This window comes from Streptomyces smaragdinus, from assembly GCF_009604385.1.
Classification (GTDB): Bacteria; Actinomycetota; Actinomycetes; order Streptomycetales; family Streptomycetaceae; genus Streptomyces; species Streptomyces smaragdinus.
Window position 1 is genome coordinate 135136 of sequence record NZ_WEGJ01000003.1, and the last position, 20942, is coordinate 156077.

Sequence of the window (20942 nt, forward strand, 5' to 3'; positions counted from 1 at the left end):
ACGAGGAAGAGGGGGGCCGGGCGCATCCGCCCGGCCCCCCGCGTACAGCCCTCAGACCTCCGCGGTCTCCGCCTGGGCCCGGGTGCGCCGGGTGCGGTGCACCACCGCGGCGAACGCCAGCAGCGCCGCCGGATAGCACAGCACCCAGCCGAACCCGGCCAGCATCGCGAGCACCGGCAGCCCGGCGATCACGGCGAGGACCCGGTGCGCGGCGCTCCGGTACAGCTTGGCGTAGCTGAGCACGGAGATCGCGTACCCGATCACGAAGTTGACCGTGGACAGCTCCACGACCCGGGTCAGGCTGATCAGGTCCAGCGCATGGGCGAGCACCACCGCGCCGAACAGCACCACCGACAGCAGCACCGCCGGCCGCGGCGCCCCCGACTTGGCGTCGACACGCGTCAGCACCTCGGGCAGCAGCCCGTCCCGGGCCGTCGCGAAGACGATCCGCGAGGTGGCCCACGTACCGCCCATCAGCGTCGCGAAGATGATCGCGGCCCCCAGCGCCGCGGCCACCCGCCCGCTCGCGTCACCCAGCACCTCCTGGAGTACGGCGACCACCGGAGCCTCCGACAGCAGCGGGTCGCCGGGCGCGACGACCAGCTGCACGGCCAGCGAGATCCCGATGTACAGCGCCACGACGATCACGAACGTGATGCCGATGACCAGCGGGAAGTCCCGTTTGGGGTTGCGGTATTCCTCCGCCGTGGAGGAGACCAGCTCCCAGCCGGTGTACGCAAAGAACACCAGCCCCACCGCCGGCAGCGCCGACGTCCAGGAGCCGGGCCCGGCCACGTCCCCGTGCAGCGAGGCGGAGTCCACCATCGCCGGGGCGAACGCGACGAGCCCCAGGAGCAGCAGCAGCCCGATGGTCACCGCCGACTGGATCCCCCCGGCCAGCCGTGAACCGGCGGCCTGGAGCAGCCCGATGACCACGAGATAGCCGAGCGCCACCCAGCCGCCCGCGTCACTGTTGCCCAGCAGCGCGGCCACATAGTTGCCCCCGCTGATCGCCATCACGGCCCCGCCGAACGCGCAGGCGCCGATGAGGATCACCGCCGCGGCCGTGGACCCCGGGGCGCCGAACGCGGCCTGCGCGAAGCCCTGCACGCCGCCCGCCGTCGGGTAGCGGGCGCCGAGCCGGCCGAAGACGATCAGCAGCGGCAGCACCACGACGGCCGCGGCCACCCAGGCGTACACCGCGCTCGTACCGACCCGGACGTACGCCAGACCGGGCAGCACGAGCAGCCCGCTGCCGATGATCATGCCGGTGGCGACACCGATGCCCCGGGGCACGGTCAGCGTCTTGTGGAGTTCCGAGCTGGTCTTGTCCTCCCCTTCCGTGACCGTCATCCGCCCACCCGGCCCTCGTCGGCCCGGCCCACGAGCACCCGTACGTCGTCGTGGGCCGCCCAGAAGCGCAGGGGCACGCCCTTCTCCGTACGCCAGGGCGCGGCGAGGGTCTGCACGCCCTGCTTCCAGTGCGAGGTCTCGTCCGTGGGGCTGTTGGAGAGGGTCACGCCGTCCGCGACGTCGAGCTCGAACCACAGCGCGACGGCGTGCGCGATGCCGTTCTCCCGGGGGACGACCTCGACGGTGTGCGCCGCCGGGTACTGGTCCTCGGAGAAGTCGAACCGGAAGATCTCCACCGGCTCGGTCAGCGCGCGGTAGCGGTAGTTGGTGAGGATGGTGGAGAAGTACTCCATGGACGTCAGCGACGCGAAGGGGCTGAAGTCGAAGCCCTCCACCTCCCCGACGTGGTTGAGGCAGTGCAGCTGCGGGCTCTCCACCAGCTGGGCGAAGATCCGCCCGCCGCGCGGCAGGATCGTCGCGTCGGCGGTGAGCAGCTCGCGGCGCGCGTGCCGGAACGCGGGCAGCGCGAACTCCCCCAGCAGGGCACAGTCGAAGATCTCCGTGACCAGGACGTCCGCCCGGCGCGGCAGGTCGACCCCGACGCGCAGATCGGTGGAGAGGCTGGGGACGACGGTCACCCGGTCCGCGTAGCCGTTGCGCCCGATGATGTCCCGGGCGGCGGTGGCGACCACGTCGACGCCCTCGCAGGTGACGACCTGCTCCGCGCCCGCGCGGGCGGCGAGCAGCGCCAGCAGTCCGGCGCCGGTGCCGATGTCCAGGACGAGCTGTCCTTCCCCGACGACCTGCTGGATCGCCCGCGAGTACGCCTGGTTGCGCTCGCTGTCGTTCATCATCCAGAAGTGCCAGCGCGGCACGAGCGCCCGTACGGCCCGGTTGATCTGGCGCCGGAAGCGCCCGCCGCGCGCGTCGATGCGGGCGGCGGAGCTGAACAGGTCGTAGGCCCGCTCGTACTGGCGCTGGGCCATGGCCTCCTCCCCTAACGCGAGGAGGGTCTCGATGGGGTCGAGCGGGTCCACCGGCGCGGGGCCGGCGGCGGGGAGGAGCCCGACGGTGGTGCTTTCCGTGGCGGTGAGGTTCATGCCGCGTTCACTCCTGCTCGGACCATGGTGTGGACGGGGACGGGGGAATGGTCTGTCGCGGGCAGGTACACCGTGACGGCGTCCCCGACCCGTACCGAGGGGTGGGCGCGGTCGCACAGCCGGCCGACCGGGAAGAAGCTGCCGTGCCAGGGGCAGCGCAGCCGGTCGTCCTCGACCTCGCCGAGGTGCAGCGGGCCGCCGCGGTGGGGGCAGGCGCTGGTGATGACGTGGACGTCGGTGCCGCGCTCCATGACGAAGTACATGTCGTCGCCGGCGACGAGCGCGTTGTGCTCGCCGCGGTCGAACTCGGCGCGCACGCGTGGGGGGACGGGAGCCTTGCTCCTCGGGCGGGCGCTCACGCCTCGGGTCCGGCGGAGATCTCGGCGCGGCCCTCGGCCCGTACGCCGTACAGACAGCCGTCCGGTACGAGCACACTCCTGCCGTGCGGGACGCGCAGCGGGTCCCCGGTGGCCGAGTTGTACAGCAGCGCCTCGCCGCTGAGGACGCTCAGGCGGGTGTCGCCGGTCGCGAGGCGGGTGTCGAAGGGGCTGTCGCTGTCGAGCGCGGTGACGCCGGCCGCCGGGGTCTTCGCGGGGGCGTCGGAGAGCGCCGGGTCCCAGCTGAGCTGGGTGAGCAGGTCGGCGCCCGCGAGCCGGTCGAGGTACTGGATCTCCTCGACGCCCTGGAGCAGGCCCTTGACGGCGACGGGGCCGTGCTTGCGGGCCAGGGGGATGAGGAGGTCCTCGACGGCCATCCGGCCGTGGTGCTGGTCGATGTGCGCGTGCTCGTCGCAGTAGCGGGTGTCGACGGCGTCGCCGAACGCGTCGCGGAAGACCTTCGTGAGGTCCGCGAACCAGGCGGCGAAGGTGGCCTCGAGGAAGGCCATGGCGCCGATGTACCGGAAGAAGCCCGTACGGTTGCGGGTCGCCCAGTAGAAGTAGTTGTTCATGGCGATGGAGCTGGGGAGGTAGAAGAACCAGTAGTGGTGCGAGGTCGTCGCCATGCCGACGCTCGAGCACAGCTCCATGAACAGGGTGGAGTGCTTGGCGGGGAAGACCCCGTAGCCGAACTCGTCGACGAAGATCTTGAAGAGCTCGCTCTGCTCCGGGCCGAAGGCGCCGCCCAGGTTCTGCGACATCGCGGTGGCCTCGGTCAGCCCGTCGAGGGCCATCTGCACGATCTGGGTGCCGGCCGCGACCGAGGGGTTCTTCGCGGCCCGGATCGCCTCGAAGACGGGCCGGGAGCCGGGGCTGTTGGCGCTGTCGACGGCGTGCCGCAGATGGGTGCGGAGGGTCTCCTCGTCCCACTTCCCGGAGACGCCGACGGCGTCCTCCATGAAGCCGAACGCGAACCTCTCCAGCTCGGGTCGTATTCGTTCGCCGGAGAGCCGGCTGCCGGAGTCGTAGAAGGCGTGGAAGTCGTTCTCGAAGCGGCCGAGTCCGGCGGCGGGGAGGAAGAGGGCGTCGCTCTCGTACACGTTCATCAGGAGCCGGTGGGCCACCAGGCTGCGGTCCGAGGCGAAGGTCTCCTCGGTGACCGGCCGGCTCCAGTCGACGGCGGCGACCCGCTCGGGGTCGAGGGGGCGGTGGTACGGGTTGTCCGGGACGAACGGCTTGTTCGTGGCCCGGAACTGCGGCGCGTGGCTGTACCGGACGCTTTCGTCCGCTAAGACGCCGGGGCCGCTGGTCTGGATGGTCATGTGGGGGCCTTTCGTGGATCCGTACGCCGCCGCGCGGGATCGCCCGCGACGAGCGCACACTTGGGGGGGATATGTACAGGGTGCGGTGGGGTCGTTGGTGCTGGTCAGCTGGCGGGCGTGGCGGCGGTGGTCATCGATGGCCTCGTGCCGGTCTTCCGTTGTCGCAGCTGTCTCTCCCGAGGGTCCGCACCTGTGATCGCGCGCTAGCCTAGAGTCAACGCGCGTAGCCCAACAAGTGGATCCGGAAAGGGGAGTTGAGGGGTCCAGTTAGCGCTTACCACCCCTGCCGCCCCCTAGCCTCCGTCCGGCTGCCACCCGGTGGTCCGGCAGAGCAGCCCGTGCAGCAGATCCGCGTCCACGAGAGGCGCCTCCGGTACGGGCACGGAGCACCACGCCAGCGGCCAGGTCCGCCCCCGGAGGGCGGGAATCCCGACGTACTCGGCCCGCCCCCGCCCCCCGGCGAACGCCCTGCTCCCCGGCGGCCACCGCCGGCCTCCCGCGGACCGCACCCCGGCGAGGAAGGTGAACCGCCGCGCGGCGCAGTCGTACACGACCCCTCCGGCGGGCCCGCGGGCCTCCCGCACGAGGGCGTCGAGGACGAGGGCGCCGAGGACGCCGTCGACCCGCACGACGTCGAAGTAGACCCCGGCGAGCCGCAGCCGGTGCCCGGCCTCGGGGATCCACGCGGGGCGCCAGGGGTGTCCCCCACAGGGGGGAAGTTGGTTGGTCATGGCCCCCACGCTCCCGCCCCGTGCCTAGCGTGACCAGCACCGAACCGCACACAGCGCCCACCGTGCACACGCTCCCGCTCCCGTGCACGCCGGTGCACCTCCGAGGGGACCCCATGACCGAAACCGGCTCGCCCAGCCTCAAGATGTTCGGCGCCCTGGTCCGCAGCCTCCGCGAGGCCCAGGGCGTCTCCCGCGACGAACTCGGCGCGGAGGCGTCGTACTCGAAGTCCCAGATCGCCATGATCGAACGCGGCGAACGCATGCCGAGCCGCGGCTTCATCGACTGCGCGGAACTCCGCCTGGACGCCCGCGGAGCGATCCGCGCGGCGGCCCCGTTCCTGACACGGGAGCGGTATCCGGCGTGGTTCGGGGAGTACGTGGAGCTGGAGGCGCGGGCGTTGAGCGTGGTCAGTTACGACCCGCACGTCCTCAAGGGCCTGCTCCAGACGGAGGATTACGCCCGTGCCGTCCTGGCCGCGTACTGCCCGACCTTCGACGAGGACGAGGTCGAACGCCGCGTCCAGGCCCGGCTCGACCGCCGGACACTGCTCACCCGGCGCCCCGCTCCGACCATCGGAGTGGTCGTGGAGGAACCGGTCCTCCGCCGCCCGATCGGCGGCCGCGCCGTCATGCGACGGCAGTTGGAGCACCTGGCGGACATCGCCCGCATGCGCAACGTCTCCGTCCAGGTCATGCCGCTGGACCGCGAGGTGCACTGCGGCCTGGACGGCCCCATGACCTTGCTGGAGACGGAGGATCGGAGCAGTCTGGCGTACGTTGAGGGGCAGGGGGGCAGCATGATGCTCACCGACCCCCACGAGGTGTCGGCCATGGCCCAACGCTTCGGCGTCCTTCGGGCCCAGGCCCTGAGCACCTCACAGTCGTTGCCCCTGATCGAAAGACTCGCAGGAGAACTATGAACCCGTCCGCGCCCCGCCCCTCCTGGAAGAAGAGCACCCACAGCGGCAACCAGGGCGGCGACTGCGTCGAGGTCTCGGCCCACGCCGCCCACATCCACGTCCGCGACACCAAGAACCGCACGGGCCCGTCCCTCACCTTCACGCCAGCCGAGTGGGAGGCGTTCGTGGCTGGGGTGAAGAAGGGCTTCGCCCGCTGACCGGCGTCCCCTCATCCCAGCGCCGCACCGGGCCAGTTGCCTCCCTCCCCAGCCCCTACATGGAACACTGAGTGCGCAGTGACGGACACAGAGTAATGGGGACGAGTAATCAATGAGCGCGCGGTTCGAGCAGGTTCCCCTGGTAGGGACTGGCGCCGGCCCGGAGGACGACGTCGAAGCCTGGCTGGCCTCGCCGCCCGTACACGCCCTCGTGGGTGCGTTCGCCGACGGCCCCGACGACCGGGATCTGCTGGAGAGCCTGACCGCCGCCAAGGGCGAGACCCGCGACCGGCTCGCGGCACTCGACGCCTTCACGGACCGCTGGGACACCCGCCGGGGCCTGGAACGCAACCAGGCCAAGGAACTGCCCCTGACGCCGGAGCAGGAGGAACTGGTGCCGGCCGCAGCCACCGCCCTCGGCCTGCGGGGAGGCGCCCGGCTCCGATTCCGACGTTACGACCACGCACTGATCCTCGGCGGCATAATCCGCGCCTGCCTGGCCCGGCCGGCGTACGCCGCGCATCTGATCAGGACGAACCAGATCGAGGCGGGATCGATCACCGCTCTCGGCGGCCACCGGCCCTTCGCCGGGGACGAGTTCCAGCTGGCGTCAGCAGCAGAAGCCCCGGAGCTCAACGAGGAGTACGAGGCGCTGGACTTCGGTACCCGCCGGGCGTTCGACCTCACCGAGCCGGTACGAGTGGAGGGCGAGGAGTCCGATCTCCCCGGCGGCACCTGGGGCATCCGGCACTACCGAACGCACACGGGAATCCAGGTCCGCGTAGTCGCCGCCCCGTCCTCCGAGCCGGGCGTGCGCAGGGCCAACACCTCGGACTCATACGATTTCTTTGCCCACCGTCTGGCCGGTCTCCGCCCCGGACAGCGACTTCTGGTGATCACCACACCGATTTACGTACCCGCCCAACACGCGACCGCGGTCCGAACGCTGGCACTGCCGTTCCGAGTGGAGGTGGACACCGTAGGCAGCGAACCGGGAGCCGCCCCGAATACTTCGTCGTCGATCTTCAGCGCCACCAAGTATCTGCTCGAGATCCGCTCCACTGTCCGCGCAATGCGCCAGCTCATCGACGCCCTGTGACCCTCGCTCAGCCGACGTCCGACAACTCCCCGTCGGCCTCGCCGTCCCCCATGGACACCCGCATCAACTCGACCATGCACTCCCCCGCCCGGACAGCCGATCAACTACGGTAACGCGGCCATCCTGGCATGAGCCCTCTACGCTCCAGCACGGCGCCGAGTCCGAACCTGTTGCGCACGCCGGCCTGCTCCATGAGGGCCCGGATTCTGCGCTGGACCGTACGCTGACTCAACGACACCCGACCGGCAATGGCGGTGTCGGTGAGCCCGGCGCCCTCAAGAACCTTGCCGTTGAACGTCTTGATCAGGAACGGCCCGATCGAGTCGGACGCGGAGGTCGTCCGGAGGGTGGCCATGAGGGTGTCCACGGTCACCGGAGGCGGATCCTCGGCCGTCTGGTTGACGTTCCGCAGGGTGCGTGCGAGGTCCAACCACGGACTTCGGAAACCGGCAGGCGAACCAAAGTGTTCACGCCGTGGAGCGGCGCCCGCGACGGGGCCGTTCGGCGGGAGCGGCCCACTCCGTGGCCGCCTCGCAGGCGTCCGCGGCGGGGTTGCCCGTCGTCACGTGGGCGGCGAGGGTGCAGAGCATGGAGCGGAACGACTCCGCGTCCTTCTTCGGGAGGGCGTTCAGGAGGTGCTGTTCGACGCGGTCGACCCGGGCACGCAGCTCCTGCCAGCAGCGGTTGCCGTTCTCCGTGGCCACGATGATCCGGCCTCTGCGGTCCGCCGGGTCCGGGCGGCGTTCCACCAGGTCGGCCGCCTCCAGGTCGTCGAGGAGGTACGTCATCACCGTACGGTCGACCCCCAGGCGTTCGGCGAGGGAGCGTTGGCTGCCCGCCTCGCCGCGTACCGCCGCCGCGAGGATGAAGTAGCCGCGCGGGCCGCCGGGGACGTCGCCGACCGCGGACTCGACCGCCTTCGCGTAGGCGCGGAAGACCGTGCCGATGGCGAAGCCGAAGTCGTCGTCCAGGACGGCTCCGACTTCCTGGTTCGCTGCGTCAGCCTGCTGTGAGGTCACAGAACCAGCCTACTCGTCTGCGCGTCAGACGATCGGTCTACGGATCATCTATTCCTGAACCAGATCTTCGGTCTGGAATATAAGTGGTGATGCAGATGGTTGGCGACACGTTCCCGCCCGCGACGCTGGAACGGCTGCGGGAGATCAAACTCCGTTACGACCCGGACAACTTCTTCCGCGACGACTTCAACATCGATCCGCGTCCGGACGGACGTACCGTATCGATCAAGGTATCCGACAGCGAAGGACGTATATCCCATGACTGACTACGGACATGACCTGCTCTTCGGCTCCTTCGTCACACCGAGCGCGGCCGGCGCCCGGCAGGCCGTCGAACTGGCGGTGACCAGCGAGCGCGCCGGGCTCGACCTGGTCACCTTCCAGGACCACCCGTACCAGCCGGCGTTCCTGGACACCTACACCCTGCTCTCCTACGTGGCCGCCCGCACCGAGCGCGTCCGTCTCAGCGCCAACGTGACGAGCCTGCCGCTGCGTCCGCCGGCGGTCCTCGCCCGTGCGGCGGCCTCGCTGGACATCCTGTCGGGCGGCCGGTTCGAGCTGGGCATCGGCGCCGGTGCGTTCTGGGACGGCATCGAGGCCATGGGCGGCCGGCGCCTCACCGCCGGGCAGGGGGTGGAGGCCCTGCGCGAGGCGATCTCCGTCGTCCGCGAGCTCTGGGACACCGACACCCGGGGCGGGGTGCATCACCGGGGGACGTACTACACGGTCGACGGGGCCAAGCGGGGGCCGCGGCCGGCGCACGACATCGACGTGTGGGTCGGCTCGTACAAGCCGAAGATGCTGGCGCTGACCGGCGAGGTCGCGGACGGCTGGCTGCCGTCGATGGGGTATCTGCCGCGCGGGGTGGACTCGCTGCCGGAGATGAACGCGCGGATCGACGAGGCCGCCGCGTCGGCGGGCCGCTCGCCGTCGGACGTCCGGCGGCTGATGAACTTCATGCACGCCGAGTTCTCCCCCGCCGCGCGCGGCCTGCTCGACGGTCCCGCCGACGCCTGGGCGGAGCAGATCGCGGGGCTGGTCCTGGAGCACGGGCTGAGCGCGTTCGTGATCGGGGGCGACAACCCGGGGGTGATCGAGCGGTTCGGGGCCGAAGTGGCGCCTATGGCACGGGAGTTGGTGGCCAAGGAGCGGGGCAAGTGATCACCCTGGAACACCAAGATCCGATTGCGGGGAAAGTGTGAGGAGTGGATCACTGGGTCTAGCTGTTGTCGGTGGCACGTGCCAAGATCGGATCCGTAAGTAGTCGATCAGTCACTCAGAGTGTGGAGGATCTTCATGTTACGTTCCGCTCTTCGCGCCGGCGCCCTGACCGCGGCCGCCCTCGGGCTGTGCACCGCCGCGGCGCTCCCTGCGGCGGCAGCCCAGTCGGACGGCTTCACCGGCCTCAAACAGTCCACCTCCGTCTCCGCGTCCGCCGGCCCGATCTCGATCCAGGCCGCCACCTGGGACATCTACTACAACGGTTCCTACCGCGGCTACGTCCAGTGGCAGCAGGACCCGTCCGGCTCCATCCCCGGCGACTCCCTGCGCGTCTGCGACGACATCGCCGACGGCTACGGCGTGGAGGCCGACCTCATAGTCGGCGGCGTCATCAACCGCACGGCCACCAGCCAGGGTCACTCGTCGCCGTACTGCAGCCCGTGGAAGTCGGGCAACCTCACCGAGGGCAACTCGTACACGATCGACACGTGGGTGATGTCGAACAACGTGTACAGCTACATCGGCAGCGTCTCGGTCACCGCCTGACCCCGACCGCGTGACGCACGGCTCCGCCTGACGCGCGCCGTCGCCTCACCACACCGTCGAAGTCCGTGTACGCCCAGGGCCCGGGCGTGCATGGGCTTTTCGGCGTTCGGGGCCGGGCCCAGAAGAACGCCGACACAAACCGCCGGCCGCCAACCAAAGCCAGGGGACGTCCGACACGCCTGTGCGCGTACGGGAAATGCACCCAACCCAACCACGACGCGGCAGTACGCGCACAGGTGTGTCGGGCGGCCCCGACCCACACCGCGACGGCGGCGCACCACAGCCCACCCGCAGCCCGACAGCGGCGAAAACCCCCTATCCAGCCCGCCCGGCGTCTGAGGGCAAGGCGCGCAAGCGCCGACAAACCCGGCCGGAGGCCGAAAAGAACAACCCCCGCCTGTGTAAAACACAGGCGAGGCGGACGAGACCGGCCTGTACGCCGGGTTCTGTCTCCCCGAAGCCTCGCGGCGCCGGGGGAGGCGGCCATCCATCTACGACCGGCGTTGCCACCGGCCTCCAGCGGTCTACCCGCGAGCTCGGGCGGGCAGCCCTCGAACGCTCGCGCAGGGCCATCAGCCGATGGCCCCTCTTGACCTTGCTCCGGGTGGGGTTTACCGAGCCGCCCGAGTCACCTCGGGCGCTGGTGGTCTCTTACACCACCGTTTCACCCTTACCGGGAACCGAAGCCCCCGGCGGTCTGTTTTCTGTGGCACTGTCCCGCGGGTCACCCCGGGTGGGCGTTACCCACCACCCTGCCCTGTGGAGCCCGGACGTTCCTCGGCGACCCCGTGAAGGGGCCGACGCGACCGCCCGGCCGGCTCGTCCGCCGTGCCCCCATGCTACCGGCCGCCGGAGGCGCCCGGCGCACGTCACCGCAGGAAGGCCGCTGCCCCCACCCGCCAGGTCGTGTCGAGGTCGGCGCCCGGCGGGAAGCGGCCGGCGATCTCCAGGACGACCATCCCGTGGGCGAACGCCCACGCCGCGCGGGCCCGGATCTCGTCGCCGTCCAGGACGCGCACCAGCGGCCACGCGGCCCGCTCCTCCAGGCCGGGCGGCAGGGACTCGCGGGGCAGGGGGCGGTCGGTGGACAGGGTGTAGAGGTGGGGGTGGGCCATGGCGTACGCGCGGTAGGCGACGGCGAGGCCGGGGAAGTCGGGGGCCGCCTCGAGGGCCGCCGCGAGTTCGGTGAAGAAGAGGGTGATCAGCCGCGCCTCGAGGGCCGCCTTGTCGGCGAAGTGCTTGTACAGGGAGGGCGCCTTGATGCCGAGCCGGTCGGCGAGCCGCCGCATCGTCAGCGCGTCCGCGCCCTCCTCCTCGAGGAGCTCACGGGCCGCGCCGACGATCTGCAGGGCGCGCGGGCCCAGCTCCGCGGGTGCGTCGGGCACGACGGAGACCTTCCTTCGTACGCGGTCCGTGGCCGAGGGCGCCATCGTACGAGCCGGCCGACAACGACGTCAGCCGCCTCTTCCCCCGCGAGAGGCAGCTAACATCGTTAGCCCAAGGTTAACACCGTTAGCCCCGACAGTCACGCCACCACCGCCACCCCCTCCGCCGGCTCGAACCGCACCGGCGACACCCCCGGCTCCGCCGCCGTCACCCGCACGCGCAGGCGGTGGCCCAGGGGAAGCTCCGGGCCGTCGACGCGGCCGATCACCGCGGGCTCGTACAGCTGCACCGTCCCCCGCGTCGGCCGGTCCTCCTCGACGTCCACCACCTGGCCGTCGAAGACCTCCCCGATGTGTGTGCTGAGCAGGGCCGCCTCGACGAGGTCGACGCAGCCGCGCTCCAGCTTGTTCGCCCGGGCGCCGCCCTTCGCCATCTCCTCGGGGAGCGCCGGCAGGGCCTCGCGCACCCAGTCGGGGGGGTCCTGGCCGGCGCAGGCGGCGAGGGAGAGTTCGCCGGCGTAGCGGTCGACGAGGCGGCGCAGGGGGGCGGTGGCGTGGGTGTACTCGTCGGCGACGGCGGCGTGTTGGCGGTCGGCGGGGGGCGCGCCGTCGAAGACGGTGTAGCCGGCGCCGCGCAGGAGGGTGGTGCATTCCTGGAGGAACGCCGCGTGGTTGGCGTGCTGCGGGTTGAGGGAGCGGATGACGTCGGCGTAGTCGCGGCCCTTGGGCCAGTCGACGTCCAGGGCGTGGGCGATCCGGCGCAGGTACTCGATCGCGCGCGGGGCGGCGGCGGGAAGTGTACGGAGGATGCCGGTGCCGGCGCCGAGCATCAGGTCGGCGGCGACCATCCCGGTGAGCAGGGAGATCTGCGCGTTCCAGCCGTCGGCGGGGAGGGGGGCGCGGTACTCGAGGTCGTAGTGGCCGCCGTCGCGGCGGACGATCTCCTGCTCGGGGACGCCGAGGGAGATGCCGCCGCGGGTACGTTCCTGCTCCTCGCGCAGGAGGCCGACGTCGCGCAGCAGGGCGAGGGGTTCCTCGGCGGTGCCCTCGTCGATGTCCCGCTGCGCGCCGTCGTACGTCAGCCGGGCGCGGCTGCGGACCAGGGCGCGTTCGACGGCCGCCGTCTTGACCTCGCCGGTGGAGTCGAGGTCGATCCGCCACAGCAGGGCGGGCGCCGGCTGGTCGGGGAGCAGGCTGGCGGCGCCCTCGGAGAGCGACGGAGGGTGCAGGGGGACGCGGGCGTCGGGGAAGTAGAGGGTGGTGACGCGCCGGTGCGCCTCCGTGTCGAGGGCGCCGCCGGGGCGGACCCAGGCGGCGACGTCGGCGATGGCGTACTGGACGCGGTAGCCGCCGCCGGAGATGCGCGAGAGGTGCATCGCCTGGTCGAGGTCCATCGAGCCGGCGGGGTCGATGGTGAAGAACGGGATGTCGGTGGCGTCCCGCGCGGGCAGTGCCGGGGCGCGGGCGACGGCGTCCGCCTCGGCCAGCACCTCGGGCGGGAAGCCGGCCGGGACCTGGGCCTGTTTGCGCAGCTCGGCCAGGGCGTGGGCGAGCGGGTCGCCGGGCGGCGGTTCGGTGACGCGGATCAGACGGTGAGGCACGCATACCACCCTAAAGCGGACCAAGCCGCAAGGCCCCCGGGACATCGCGTCCGGCGGATACGGCAGACTCGCGGGGGACGACGTAAAGGAGAACCCACCGTGCTCGTGCTGCTCCCGCCCTCGGAGGGCAAGGCCGAGGGCCGCCGCGGCGCGCCGCTCGACCTCGGCTCCCTCGCCCTCCCCGAGCTGACCGCCGCCCGCGAGGCCGTCCTGGGCTCCCTGGTCGAGCTGTGCCGCGCGGACGAGGACAAGGCCCGCGAGACCCTCGGCCTCAGCGAGGGCCTGCGCGGCGAGGTCGCCCGCAACGCGGGGCTGCGCTCGGCGCCCACCCGCCCGGCGGGGCAGATCTACACCGGCGTGCTGTACGACGCCCTGGACCTGGCCTCCCTGGACGCGGCGGCCAAGCGCCGGGCGAGCTCGCGGCTGCTCATCTTCTCGGGCCTGTGGGGCGCCGTCCGGGTCAACGACCGCATCCCCGCGTACCGCTGCTCGATGGGCGTCTCCCTCCCCGGCCACGGCGCCCTCGGCTCGTACTGGCGCCCGGCGATGGCCGAGGCCCTCCCCCGCGCGGCCGGCGACGGCCTCGTCCTGGACCTGCGCTCCTCGGCGTACGCGGCGGCGTGGAAGCCGCAGGGCGAGCTGGCGGAGCGGACGGCGACGGTGCGGGTGCTGCACGCGCGGCTGGTGGACGGGGTGGAGAAGCGGTCGGTGGTCAGCCACTTCAACAAGGCGACGAAGGGCCGGATCGTACGGAGCCTCCTCACGGAGGGCATCCGCCCGCGCGGGCCGGCCCAGCTGGTGGAGGCGCTGCGGGACCTCGGGTACGTGGTGGAGGCGGCGGAGCCCGCACGGGCAGGGCGGCCGTGGCAGCTGGACGTGGTGGTCAGGGAACTGTAGGGATTGCGCCCCGCGCAACGAGCGTTGCACCGCACGCCCGGGCGGCGGCAGGATGGCCCGTATGAACGCCGTACCGTCGTCCGTCCTGGACATCGCCCCCGTCATCCCCGTCGTCGTCCTGGACGACGCCGAGCAGGCCGTCCCCCTCGCGCGGGCGCTGGTCGCCGGGGGGCTGCGGGCGGTGGAGATCACCCTGCGGACACCGGCCGCCGTCGACGCGATCCGGGCGGTGGCCGCCGAGGTGCCGGAGGCCGTGGTGGGCGCGGGGACGGTGCTGCGGGCGGCGGACGTCGAAAGGGCGGCCGAGGCAGGCGCGCGGTTCCTGGTCAGCCCGGGGTGGACGCCGGCGCTGGTCGACGCGATGCAGAAGTCAAACCTGCCGTTCCTCCCGGGGGTGTCCACAGCGTCGGAGGTCGTGGGGCTGCTCGAACGCGGGGTGACGGAGATGAAGTTCTTCCCCGCCGAGGCGGCGGGCGGGGTGCCGTATCTGAAGGCGCTCGTGTCGCCCTTCCCCCAGGTGCGGTTCTGTCCGACGGGCGGGATGACCGCCGCCGGGGCGCCGGCCTATCTGCGGCTGCCGAACGTGGCGTGCGTGGGCGGGTCGTGGATGCTGCCGGCGGACGCGGTCGGGGCGCGGGACTGGGGCCGGGTGGAGAAGCTGGCCGCCGAGGCGGCGGCGCTCAGCTCGTAGCGCGCAGATGGCCGGTGTCGTTCACCAGGCGCACCGACGCGTTGCCGTCCGCGTAGTAGGCCACCGCCGACAGGGACGCCGCCGAGAGCTCCATCCGGTACAGCGCCTCCGGCGGTGCCCCCAGCGCCAGCCGTACGAGCTGCTTGATCGGCGTCACATGGGTGACCACCAGCACCGTCCGCCCCGGGAACCGCTCCAGCAGCCGGTCCCGGGCAGCCGCCACCCGGCGGGCGACCGCCGCGAAGGACTCGCCGCCGCCCGTCGGCGCCACCTGCGGCGAGCCGAGCCACGCGGTCAGATCGTCGGGCCAGCGCTCCTGGACCTCCGCGAACGTCAGCCCCTCCCAGGCGCCGAAGTCCGTCTCCCGCAGCCCCTCGTCGGTCTCGACCGTCAGGCCCAGCCGCGAGGCGACCACCCGCGCCGTCTCCTGGCACCGCCCCAGCGGTGAGCTGACGACGGCCTGCACGGTCCCCCGCTCCGCCAGCATCGCGGCCGCGCCGGCGGCCTGGCGGCGGCCGACGTCGGACAGCGGCGGATCGATCACCCCGCTGAAGCGCTTCTGCGGGGTGAGAGCGGTCTCCCCGTGCCGCAGCAGGACCAGCGTGGTGGGGGCGCCGAGATCGGCGGAGCCCCAGCCGACGGCGGGCGTGCGCGCGGAGTCCTCGGCGGCCGACGCCTGCGGCGACCACCGCTCGCCGCGCCTGCCCGCGTCCATGGCCTCGTTGGCGAGCCGGTCCGCGTGCTTGTTCTTCTCCCGGGGGATCCACTCGTACGAGACCTGCCCGGGCGGGAAGACGCCCTTGGCCTCGGCGGCCAGGGGCTTCATGTCGGGGTGCTTGATCTTCCAGCGCCCCGACATCTGCTCCACGACGAGCTTGGAGTCCATCCGTACGAGCACGCCCGCCGTCGGGTCCAGCGCGTACGCGGCCCGCAGTCCGGCGACCAGGCCCCGGTACTCGGCGACGTTGTTCGTCGCCACCCCGATGTACTCGGCGGCCTCCGCCAGCACCCCGCCGGTCGCCGCGTCACGGACGAGGGCGCCGTAGCCGGCGGGGCCCGGGTTGCCCCGGGAGCCGCCGTCGGCCTCGATCACGAACCGTTCGGGCATGGACGCTCAGATACCGGATTCGGGCGTACGGACCAGAATGCGACGGCAGTTCTCGCACCGCAGGACGGTGTCGGGGGCCGCCGCGCGGATCTCGTTGAGCTCGGTGATCGCGAGCTCCTGGCGGCAGCCCTCGCAGCGCTTCTGGAAGAGCCGGGCCGCGCCCACGCCGCCCTGCTGGGTGCGCAGCTTGTCGTAGAGGGAGAGCAGGTCGGCCGGTACGGAGCCGGCGACGACCTCGCGCTCCTTGCCGACGGAGGCCACCTCGGCGTCGATCTCCGCCGTCGCGGCGTCGCGGCGGGAGACGGCCTCGGCGGTCTTGGTCTCGACGGACTCCACCCGGCCCGTGAGCTCGGCGACGCGCTCCTGGGCGGACTCGCGGCGCTCCATGACGTCCAGGACGACGTCCTCGAGGTCGCTCTGGCGGCGGGCCAGGGAGGCGATCTCGCGCTGCAGGTTCTCCAGGTCCTTCGGGGAGCTGACCGTGCCGGAGTCCAGCCGCTTCTGGTCGCGGGCGGCGCGGGTGCGGACCTGGTCGACGTCCTGCTCGGCCTTGGTCTGCTCGCGGGCGGTGTCGGACTCCTCGGTCTGCGCGGCGACGAGCAGGTCGCGCTGCTGCTTCAGGTCGGCTTCGAGGCCCGTGATCTCGGCGTGCTCGGGGAGGCTCTTGCGCTTGTGCGCGAGCTGGGTGAGCCGGACGTCGAGGGCCTGTACGTCGAGGAGGCGGATCTGGTCTGCGGACGCGGCGTTCAAGCTGATCGCTCCGTGGAGTGAGGAGGGGTGGATAGGGACGTCCAGGGATCGGTGACCAGGCCGGAGACATGCACGCGCAGGCCCCAGCCGTTCCGGTCGGAGATCTCCTCGAGCTGGGCGGCGGCCTGCTCGCACCAGGGGTGTTCGGTGGCCCAGTGGGCGGCGTCCACCAGCGCGGGCGGCGGGCCGGCGGCCCAGTCCCGCTGCTGCGCCTCGGACGCGGGGTGGTGGCGCAGGTCGGCCGTGACGTACACATCGGCGCCGGCCCGTCGTACGTCGGCGAAGAGGCTGTCGCCGGAGCCGCCGCAGACGGCGACGGTGCGCACCTCGCGGTCGAGGTCGCCGGCCACCCGGACGCCCTGCGCGGTGCGCGGCAGCCGGGCGGCGGCCAGGTCGGCGAAGGCGCGCAGGGTGAGCGGGGCGTCGAGCTCGCAGAGCCGGCCGAGGCCCCGGCGGCCGGCGGGGTCGGTCTCGTCGGGGACGAGGGGGCCGGTGACGCGCAGGCCGAGGGCGCCGGCGAGGGCGTCGGAGACGCCGGGGTCGGCGCGGTCGGCGTTGGTGTGGGCGACGTGCAGCGCGATGTCGTGCTTGATCAGGGTGTGCACGACGCGGCCCTTGAAGCCGGCCGCGGAGACGGTGGAGGTGCCGCGCAGATAGAGCGGATGGTGCGTGACCAGCAGATCGGCGCCCAGCTTCACCGCCTCGTCGACGACCTCCCGCACGGGGTCGACGGCGAACACGACCCGGCTCACGGACGCCTCGGGGTCGCCGCAGACCGTACCGACGGCGTCCCACGACTCCGCCCGGTCCGCGGGCCACAGTCCTTCGAGGGCGGCGATGACGTCATGGAGAGCAGGCACGGGGGCAAGGCTACCGCCACCTGCGCGGCTCACCTCGCCCCGGGCGACAGCACAGCCGCTCGAGGACGGTCGGGGAAACGCCCGATCCGCCACCCTTATGTGTGAAGGTCACCGACTCATGTTGTTCGTGTGGAAGTGCGATCCGTACGTTCGGACTCCGGGAGGTGGCACCGGACATGACGACGACCGCAGGGGTGGAGACGGCGGCGGGGGACGCGACGGCGGCCAGGCGGACGGGGTTCTCGGTCGCCGCGGACGGTTCGTACGCGGCCTGCCTGGCCACGGATCGCGCGGAGAACTGGTATCCGGAGCGCTGGACGCTGGACGGCCCGGAGCCGTACGCGGTGCCGCTGCCGTGCCGCCGGCCGGAGGAGCCGGGGAGCTCGGTGCTGCCGCTGCCGGACGGCCGGGTGCTGATCCGCAGGATGGCCGACGGGCGGCATGAGCTGACGCTGCTGTATCCGTCGGGCCCGGCCACCGGGGAGCAGGAGTGCGGGTCGGTGGAGGCCGGGGAGCTGCGGCTGGTCCCGCCGCCGCGCGGGCGGTGCGAGGTGTACGCGCTGGCGCCGGGCGCGGAGGCGACGGTGCTGTGGCTGGTGCGCCCCGGATCGGAGCCGTCGGCCGTCGCGGAGCTCCCCGGGCGGTGTACGGGCGGGCAGTGGCTGGACGCCGGGGGCGGGCTGCTGGCGGTGGACCGGGAGCTGGCCGGGCGGACGAAGACGGTCGCCGTGGACCTGGGGCGCGGCGGGGAGGTCAGCCCGCTGCTGCAGATCACGGAGGAGAGCAACGACCGGCTGCTGCTGGCGGATCCGGACAGCGGGCTGCTGCTCGTACGGTCCGACGCGCCGGAGCTCGGGGACCGGCTCGGCTGGGGGGTGCTGGGCGGGACGCGGCCGGTGCGGTTCACGCTGCGGATGCCGGGGGTGCGGGTCACGCCGATCGCGGTGCAGCCCGGTCAGGTGCTGACGCCGGAGCGGTGCGGGGTGGCGCTGCGGCTGGACGGGCCGGCGGGGAGCTGGCTGGGGGTGTGGCGGCCGGGGGACCGGGAGTTGCGGCATCTGCCGCCGCCGCTGGGGTGGGTCACGGGGGCGGGGCTGTGGTCGGCGGGCGGGGAGCTGCGGCTGCCGTACGCCACGGCCGACCAGCTCTGCGGGCTGGCCAGGATCACCCTGCCGGATCCCGGTCACCGGCCCGCGGCGACGCCGGACGCCCCGCCCGAGCGGCCGGCGTCCCCGGAGCCCGCGCCCGCCGAGGGGGCGGCGCGGGCCCCCGGTCCGTGGCAGCGGGTGCCGCGTCCGGTGCCGCTGCGGGAGGCGCCGCTGGGGACTACTGGTACGTGAGCGTGGTGCCGGTAAGGACGGGGGCGTCGTCGCGGTCCGCGGCGGTGGCGGTGAGCCTCAGCGTCTTCTCCGTGCGCCAGAGGCGGATGCGGAGGGTTTCGCCGGGGAAGACGACTCCGGTGAAGCGGGTGGCGTAGGAGCGGATCCGGGTGACGTCGCCGTCGAGTTCGGTGTCGGCGGCGGCCTTGAGGACGATGCCGTACGAGCAGAGGCCGTGCAGGATGGGGCGGTCGAAGCCGGCGCGGCGGGCGAACTCCGGGTCGGCGTGCAGGGGGTTGTAGTCCCCCGACAGGCGGTAGAGGAGGGCCTGGTCCTCGCGGGTGGGGCGTTCGAGGATCCGGTCCGGGGCGCCGTGCGGGGGTTCCGTACGGGCCGAGGGTCCGCGGTCGCCGCCGAAGCCGCCCTCGCCGCGGACGTGGATCCGGGAGTCGGTGGTCCACAGGGGGCCGTCGTCGCCGGTGACCTCGGAGCGGACGTCGAGGAGTGCTGCCGTGCCCTTGTCGTACACCCCGGTGACGCGGGTCGTACGGGTGGCGGTGCCCGACGGGGGGATCGGGCGGTGGAGGGTGACGCGCTGGCCGGCGTGCAGGACCCGGGTCAGGTCGACGTCGATGCCGGGCATGTCGACGCCGCCGCCGTCGCCGGCCATGCCGCCGCCGGCCACCGCGGCGAAGGAGGGGAGGACGTGGAGGCGGTCCTCCAGGACGTAGCGGAGCTCCGCCGGGTCGGTGGCGGGGCGGCCGGCGCCGATGCCCAGGTGGTAGAGCTGCACGTCCGCGGGGGTCCAGGCGAACCGGGTGACCTTGGGGTCGGCGGCGACGGCCCGGGCGGCGTCGATGGGCATACGGCTCCTCGCGGGTCGGGCGCCGGCGCGGCGCCGATCAGGCGACCCTACCGGCCCCGCCGGAATCGCCCTCAGCCGTGGTGCCGCCGAGGACGTGCTGGTCATGGGGCGCTGACCTGCCGGCGGGCCACCGGCAGCACCAGCCACATCAGCACCAGCGTCCCCACCAGCAGCCACGCGCTCGTCCGGAACGCCAGCGCGTACCCGTCGCTCAGCGCCGCGGCGCTCTCCGAGTCCCCGGAGCGCGCCGCGGCCGTCGTCGCCAGTACGGACAGGCCCACCGACCCGCCCATCAGCCGCGCCGTGTTGACCAGCCCGGACGCCAGCCCCGCGTCCTTCGCCGGCGCCCCCGAGGTGCCGGCGTTGACCAGCGGCGTGGTGAGCAGCCCGGCGCCGAACATCATCAGCAGCCCCGGCCCGAGCACGGACCCGGCGTAGCTGCCGTGCGCCGACAGCGCGAAGCTCATCCAGAAGTAGCCGCCGACCGACACCGCGCAGCCCACGAGCGCGGTGCGCTTGGTACCGAGGCGGGGCATCAGCCGGGGCGAGAGCTTCGACCCGACGATGATGATCAGCGACAGCGGCAGGAAGCAGAGTCCCGCCCGCAGCGGCGAGTAGTCGAGCACGTTCTGCATATAGAGGGTGAGGAAATACCACGACCCGAACATCCCCGCGCCGATCGCGAACATCGCCACGTTCGCGGTGGCGATGGACCGCAGCCGGAACAGCGTGAGCGGCATCAGCGGCGCGGCGGTCCGCGACTCGACCCACACGAACACGGCCAGCACCGCCAGCCCGCCCAGCATCGGCGCCAGCGCCCGCGCCGACCCCCAGCCCTCGCTCTCCGTCTGCACGATCCCGTACGCCAGCGCCCCCAGCCCGCCGGTGACGAGCGCCGCCCCCGGCAGGTCGAGGCGGCTGCGCGCCCCCCGGCTCTCCCCCAGCCACAGCACGGCCACCGCGAACACCAGCGCCCCGATGGGCACGTTGATGAGCAGCACCCACCGCCACGACAGCGCGTCGGTGAGCACACCCCCGATCAGCCCGCCGGACGCCCCGCCGCCCGCGCCCACCGCCGTCCACGTCCCGATGGCCCGCGACCGCGCGGCCCCCTCCGGGACGGCGGACGTGACCAGGGTCAGCGTCGACGGCGACAGCACGGCCGCCCCCACGCCCTGCACGGCGCGGGCGGCGATCAGCTGCCACGACTCCTGGGCGAGCCCCCCGGCGAGGCTGGCCAGGGTGAAGAGGGCGAGCCCGAAGAGGAAGACCCGCTTGCGTCCGAAGAGGTCGCCGGCGCGTCCGCCGAGGAGCTGCAGCCCGGCGAAGGTGATCGTGTACGCGTTCAGCACCCACTGCAGCCCCGCGCCGGAGAGCCCGAGGTCGGCGCGGATCGGGGGCAGCGCGACGTTCATCACGGACACGTCGAGGATGATCAGGAACTGGCCGGCGCAGGCCACCGCGGTCACCGCCCACAGCGGCGGGGTCCGCCGCTTTCCGGTGGCGGCGGATATGACGGGCGGAGCCTGGGATGAGTCGACCATACGGGCCATCCAATCAACCCCTGCGGCGTACACGCAT

General features: G+C 72.8%; 23 protein-coding genes and 1 other RNA gene. 9 read left to right on the plus strand and 15 right to left on the minus strand.

Features of this window, described 5'->3' with window-relative positions; genetic code table 11:
* Positions 1 to 51: 51 nt before the first annotated feature.
* The 5 genes from SRB5_RS06735 to SRB5_RS06755 form a co-directional block, all read right to left on the minus strand.
* Positions 52 to 1353: an APC family permease gene (locus SRB5_RS06735; RefSeq protein WP_153450522.1), complete on the minus strand. Its 1302-nt coding sequence runs from the start codon at positions 1351 to 1353 to the stop codon at positions 52 to 54.
* Complete coding sequence (locus tag SRB5_RS06740) at positions 1350 to 2453, minus strand: 50S ribosomal protein L11 methyltransferase (protein ID WP_153450523.1); 1104 nt, start codon at positions 2451 to 2453, stop codon at positions 1350 to 1352. Before SRB5_RS06740 ends, SRB5_RS06735 begins: the two co-directional genes overlap by 4 nt.
* Positions 2450 to 2770 (minus strand): Rieske (2Fe-2S) protein, encoded by a 321-nt coding sequence (locus tag SRB5_RS06745; protein WP_194292861.1) that lies wholly within the window; start codon positions 2768 to 2770, stop codon positions 2450 to 2452. Before SRB5_RS06745 ends, SRB5_RS06740 begins: the two co-directional genes overlap by 4 nt.
* Before the next feature lie 38 nt (positions 2771 to 2808).
* Complete coding sequence (locus SRB5_RS06750) at positions 2809 to 4152, minus strand: iron-containing redox enzyme family protein (RefSeq protein ID WP_153450524.1); 1344 nt, start codon at positions 4150 to 4152, stop codon at positions 2809 to 2811.
* Positions 4153 to 4445: 293 nt separating this feature from the next.
* Entirely contained in the window at positions 4446 to 4883 is a 438-nt protein-coding gene (locus tag SRB5_RS06755; RefSeq protein ID WP_153450525.1) for a hypothetical protein, read from the minus strand.
* A gap of 113 nt (positions 4884 to 4996) precedes the next feature.
* On the opposite strand from SRB5_RS06755, the gene SRB5_RS06760 reads away from it, so the two are divergent.
* From SRB5_RS06760 to SRB5_RS06770, 3 genes are all read left to right on the plus strand, one after another.
* Complete coding sequence (locus SRB5_RS06760; RefSeq protein WP_153450526.1) at positions 4997 to 5803, plus strand: helix-turn-helix domain-containing protein; 807 nt, start codon at positions 4997 to 4999, stop codon at positions 5801 to 5803.
* Positions 5800 to 6000 carry a DUF397 domain-containing protein gene (locus tag SRB5_RS06765; RefSeq protein WP_153450527.1) on the plus strand — a complete coding sequence of 67 codons (201 nt, stop codon included), beginning with the start codon at positions 5800 to 5802 and terminating at the stop codon, positions 5998 to 6000. Before SRB5_RS06760 ends, SRB5_RS06765 begins: the two co-directional genes overlap by 4 nt.
* Before the next feature lie 112 nt (positions 6001 to 6112).
* Positions 6113 to 7099 carry a hypothetical protein gene (locus tag SRB5_RS06770; protein ID WP_153450528.1) on the plus strand — a complete coding sequence of 329 codons (987 nt, stop codon included), beginning with the start codon at positions 6113 to 6115 and terminating at the stop codon, positions 7097 to 7099.
* A gap of 100 nt (positions 7100 to 7199) precedes the next feature.
* On the opposite strand, the gene SRB5_RS35835 is transcribed toward SRB5_RS06770, so the two are convergent.
* Both SRB5_RS35835 and SRB5_RS06780 read right to left on the minus strand, forming a co-directional pair.
* Complete coding sequence (locus SRB5_RS35835) at positions 7200 to 7472, minus strand: helix-turn-helix domain-containing protein (protein WP_194292862.1); 273 nt, start codon at positions 7470 to 7472, stop codon at positions 7200 to 7202.
* Between the two features lie 94 nt (positions 7473 to 7566).
* On the minus strand, positions 7567 to 8118 hold the full coding sequence (locus SRB5_RS06780) for a MarR family winged helix-turn-helix transcriptional regulator (RefSeq protein ID WP_323377193.1): 552 nt from the start codon (positions 8116 to 8118) through the stop codon (positions 7567 to 7569).
* Between the two features lie 89 nt (positions 8119 to 8207).
* On the opposite strand from SRB5_RS06780, the gene SRB5_RS06785 reads away from it, so the two are divergent.
* The 3 genes from SRB5_RS06785 to SRB5_RS06795 all read left to right on the plus strand — a co-directional run bounded on the left by SRB5_RS06785 (position 8208) and on the right by SRB5_RS06795 (position 9885).
* Positions 8208 to 8384, plus strand: coding sequence for a BBE domain-containing protein (locus tag SRB5_RS06785; RefSeq protein ID WP_228389884.1), 177 nt, complete (start codon positions 8208 to 8210; stop codon positions 8382 to 8384).
* Complete coding sequence (locus SRB5_RS06790) at positions 8377 to 9279, plus strand: LLM class flavin-dependent oxidoreductase (protein ID WP_153450529.1); 903 nt, start codon at positions 8377 to 8379, stop codon at positions 9277 to 9279. Before SRB5_RS06785 ends, SRB5_RS06790 begins: the two co-directional genes overlap by 8 nt.
* 135 nt (positions 9280 to 9414) lie before the next feature.
* On the plus strand, positions 9415 to 9885 hold the full coding sequence (locus SRB5_RS06795; protein ID WP_153450530.1) for a hypothetical protein: 471 nt from the start codon (positions 9415 to 9417) through the stop codon (positions 9883 to 9885).
* Positions 9886 to 10303: 418 nt separating this feature from the next.
* On the opposite strand, the gene rnpB is transcribed toward SRB5_RS06795, so the two are convergent.
* The 3 genes from rnpB to SRB5_RS06810 all read right to left on the minus strand — a co-directional run bounded on the left by rnpB (position 10304) and on the right by SRB5_RS06810 (position 12871).
* Positions 10304 to 10707, minus strand: an RNA gene (rnpB, locus tag SRB5_RS06800) — RNase P RNA component class A.
* A gap of 47 nt (positions 10708 to 10754) precedes the next feature.
* Positions 10755 to 11270 carry a TetR/AcrR family transcriptional regulator gene (locus tag SRB5_RS06805; RefSeq protein ID WP_323377194.1) on the minus strand — a complete coding sequence of 172 codons (516 nt, stop codon included), beginning with the start codon at positions 11268 to 11270 and terminating at the stop codon, positions 10755 to 10757.
* 140 nt (positions 11271 to 11410) lie between these two features.
* Positions 11411 to 12871, minus strand: a complete 1461-nt coding sequence (locus SRB5_RS06810; protein ID WP_323377195.1) for an RNB domain-containing ribonuclease — start codon at positions 12869 to 12871, stop codon at positions 11411 to 11413.
* A gap of 99 nt (positions 12872 to 12970) precedes the next feature.
* Between SRB5_RS06810 and yaaA the strand changes: the two genes are divergently transcribed.
* Positions 12971 to 13768 carry a peroxide stress protein YaaA gene (gene yaaA / locus SRB5_RS06815; protein ID WP_323377196.1) on the plus strand — a complete coding sequence of 266 codons (798 nt, stop codon included), beginning with the start codon at positions 12971 to 12973 and terminating at the stop codon, positions 13766 to 13768.
* 52 nt (positions 13769 to 13820) lie between these two features.
* Complete coding sequence (eda, locus tag SRB5_RS06820; RefSeq protein ID WP_153450533.1) at positions 13821 to 14459, plus strand: bifunctional 4-hydroxy-2-oxoglutarate aldolase/2-dehydro-3-deoxy-phosphogluconate aldolase; 639 nt, start codon at positions 13821 to 13823, stop codon at positions 14457 to 14459.
* On the opposite strand, the gene SRB5_RS06825 is transcribed toward eda, so the two are convergent.
* From SRB5_RS06825 to SRB5_RS06835, 3 genes are read right to left on the minus strand one after another with little or no spacing between them, the layout of a single operon-like run.
* Positions 14449 to 15567: a bifunctional RNase H/acid phosphatase gene (locus tag SRB5_RS06825; protein ID WP_153450534.1), complete on the minus strand. Its 1119-nt coding sequence runs from the start codon at positions 15565 to 15567 to the stop codon at positions 14449 to 14451. The two genes, eda and SRB5_RS06825, sit on opposite strands and share 11 nt — an antisense overlap.
* Before the next feature lie 6 nt (positions 15568 to 15573).
* On the minus strand, positions 15574 to 16317 hold the full coding sequence (locus SRB5_RS06830; RefSeq protein ID WP_194292863.1) for a zinc ribbon domain-containing protein: 744 nt from the start codon (positions 16315 to 16317) through the stop codon (positions 15574 to 15576).
* Positions 16314 to 17177 (minus strand): Nif3-like dinuclear metal center hexameric protein, encoded by an 864-nt coding sequence (locus tag SRB5_RS06835; RefSeq protein ID WP_323377197.1) that lies wholly within the window; start codon positions 17175 to 17177, stop codon positions 16314 to 16316. The genes SRB5_RS06830 and SRB5_RS06835 overlap by 4 nt, the downstream gene beginning before the upstream one ends.
* Positions 17178 to 17353: 176 nt before the next feature.
* Here SRB5_RS06835 and SRB5_RS06840 point away from each other — a divergent pair, with 176 nt between their 5' ends.
* Positions 17354 to 18517 carry a hypothetical protein gene (locus tag SRB5_RS06840; RefSeq protein ID WP_153450535.1) on the plus strand — a complete coding sequence of 388 codons (1164 nt, stop codon included), beginning with the start codon at positions 17354 to 17356 and terminating at the stop codon, positions 18515 to 18517.
* Here the strand turns inward: SRB5_RS06840 and SRB5_RS06845 are convergent.
* Both SRB5_RS06845 and SRB5_RS06850 read right to left on the minus strand, forming a co-directional pair.
* Complete coding sequence (locus SRB5_RS06845) at positions 18504 to 19361, minus strand: MaoC/PaaZ C-terminal domain-containing protein (protein WP_153450536.1); 858 nt, start codon at positions 19359 to 19361, stop codon at positions 18504 to 18506. The genes SRB5_RS06840 and SRB5_RS06845 overlap by 14 nt on opposite strands.
* 101 nt (positions 19362 to 19462) lie before the next feature.
* Entirely contained in the window at positions 19463 to 20905 is a 1443-nt protein-coding gene (locus SRB5_RS06850) for an MFS transporter (RefSeq protein ID WP_153450537.1), read from the minus strand.
* Positions 20906 to 20942 lie beyond the last annotated feature (37 nt).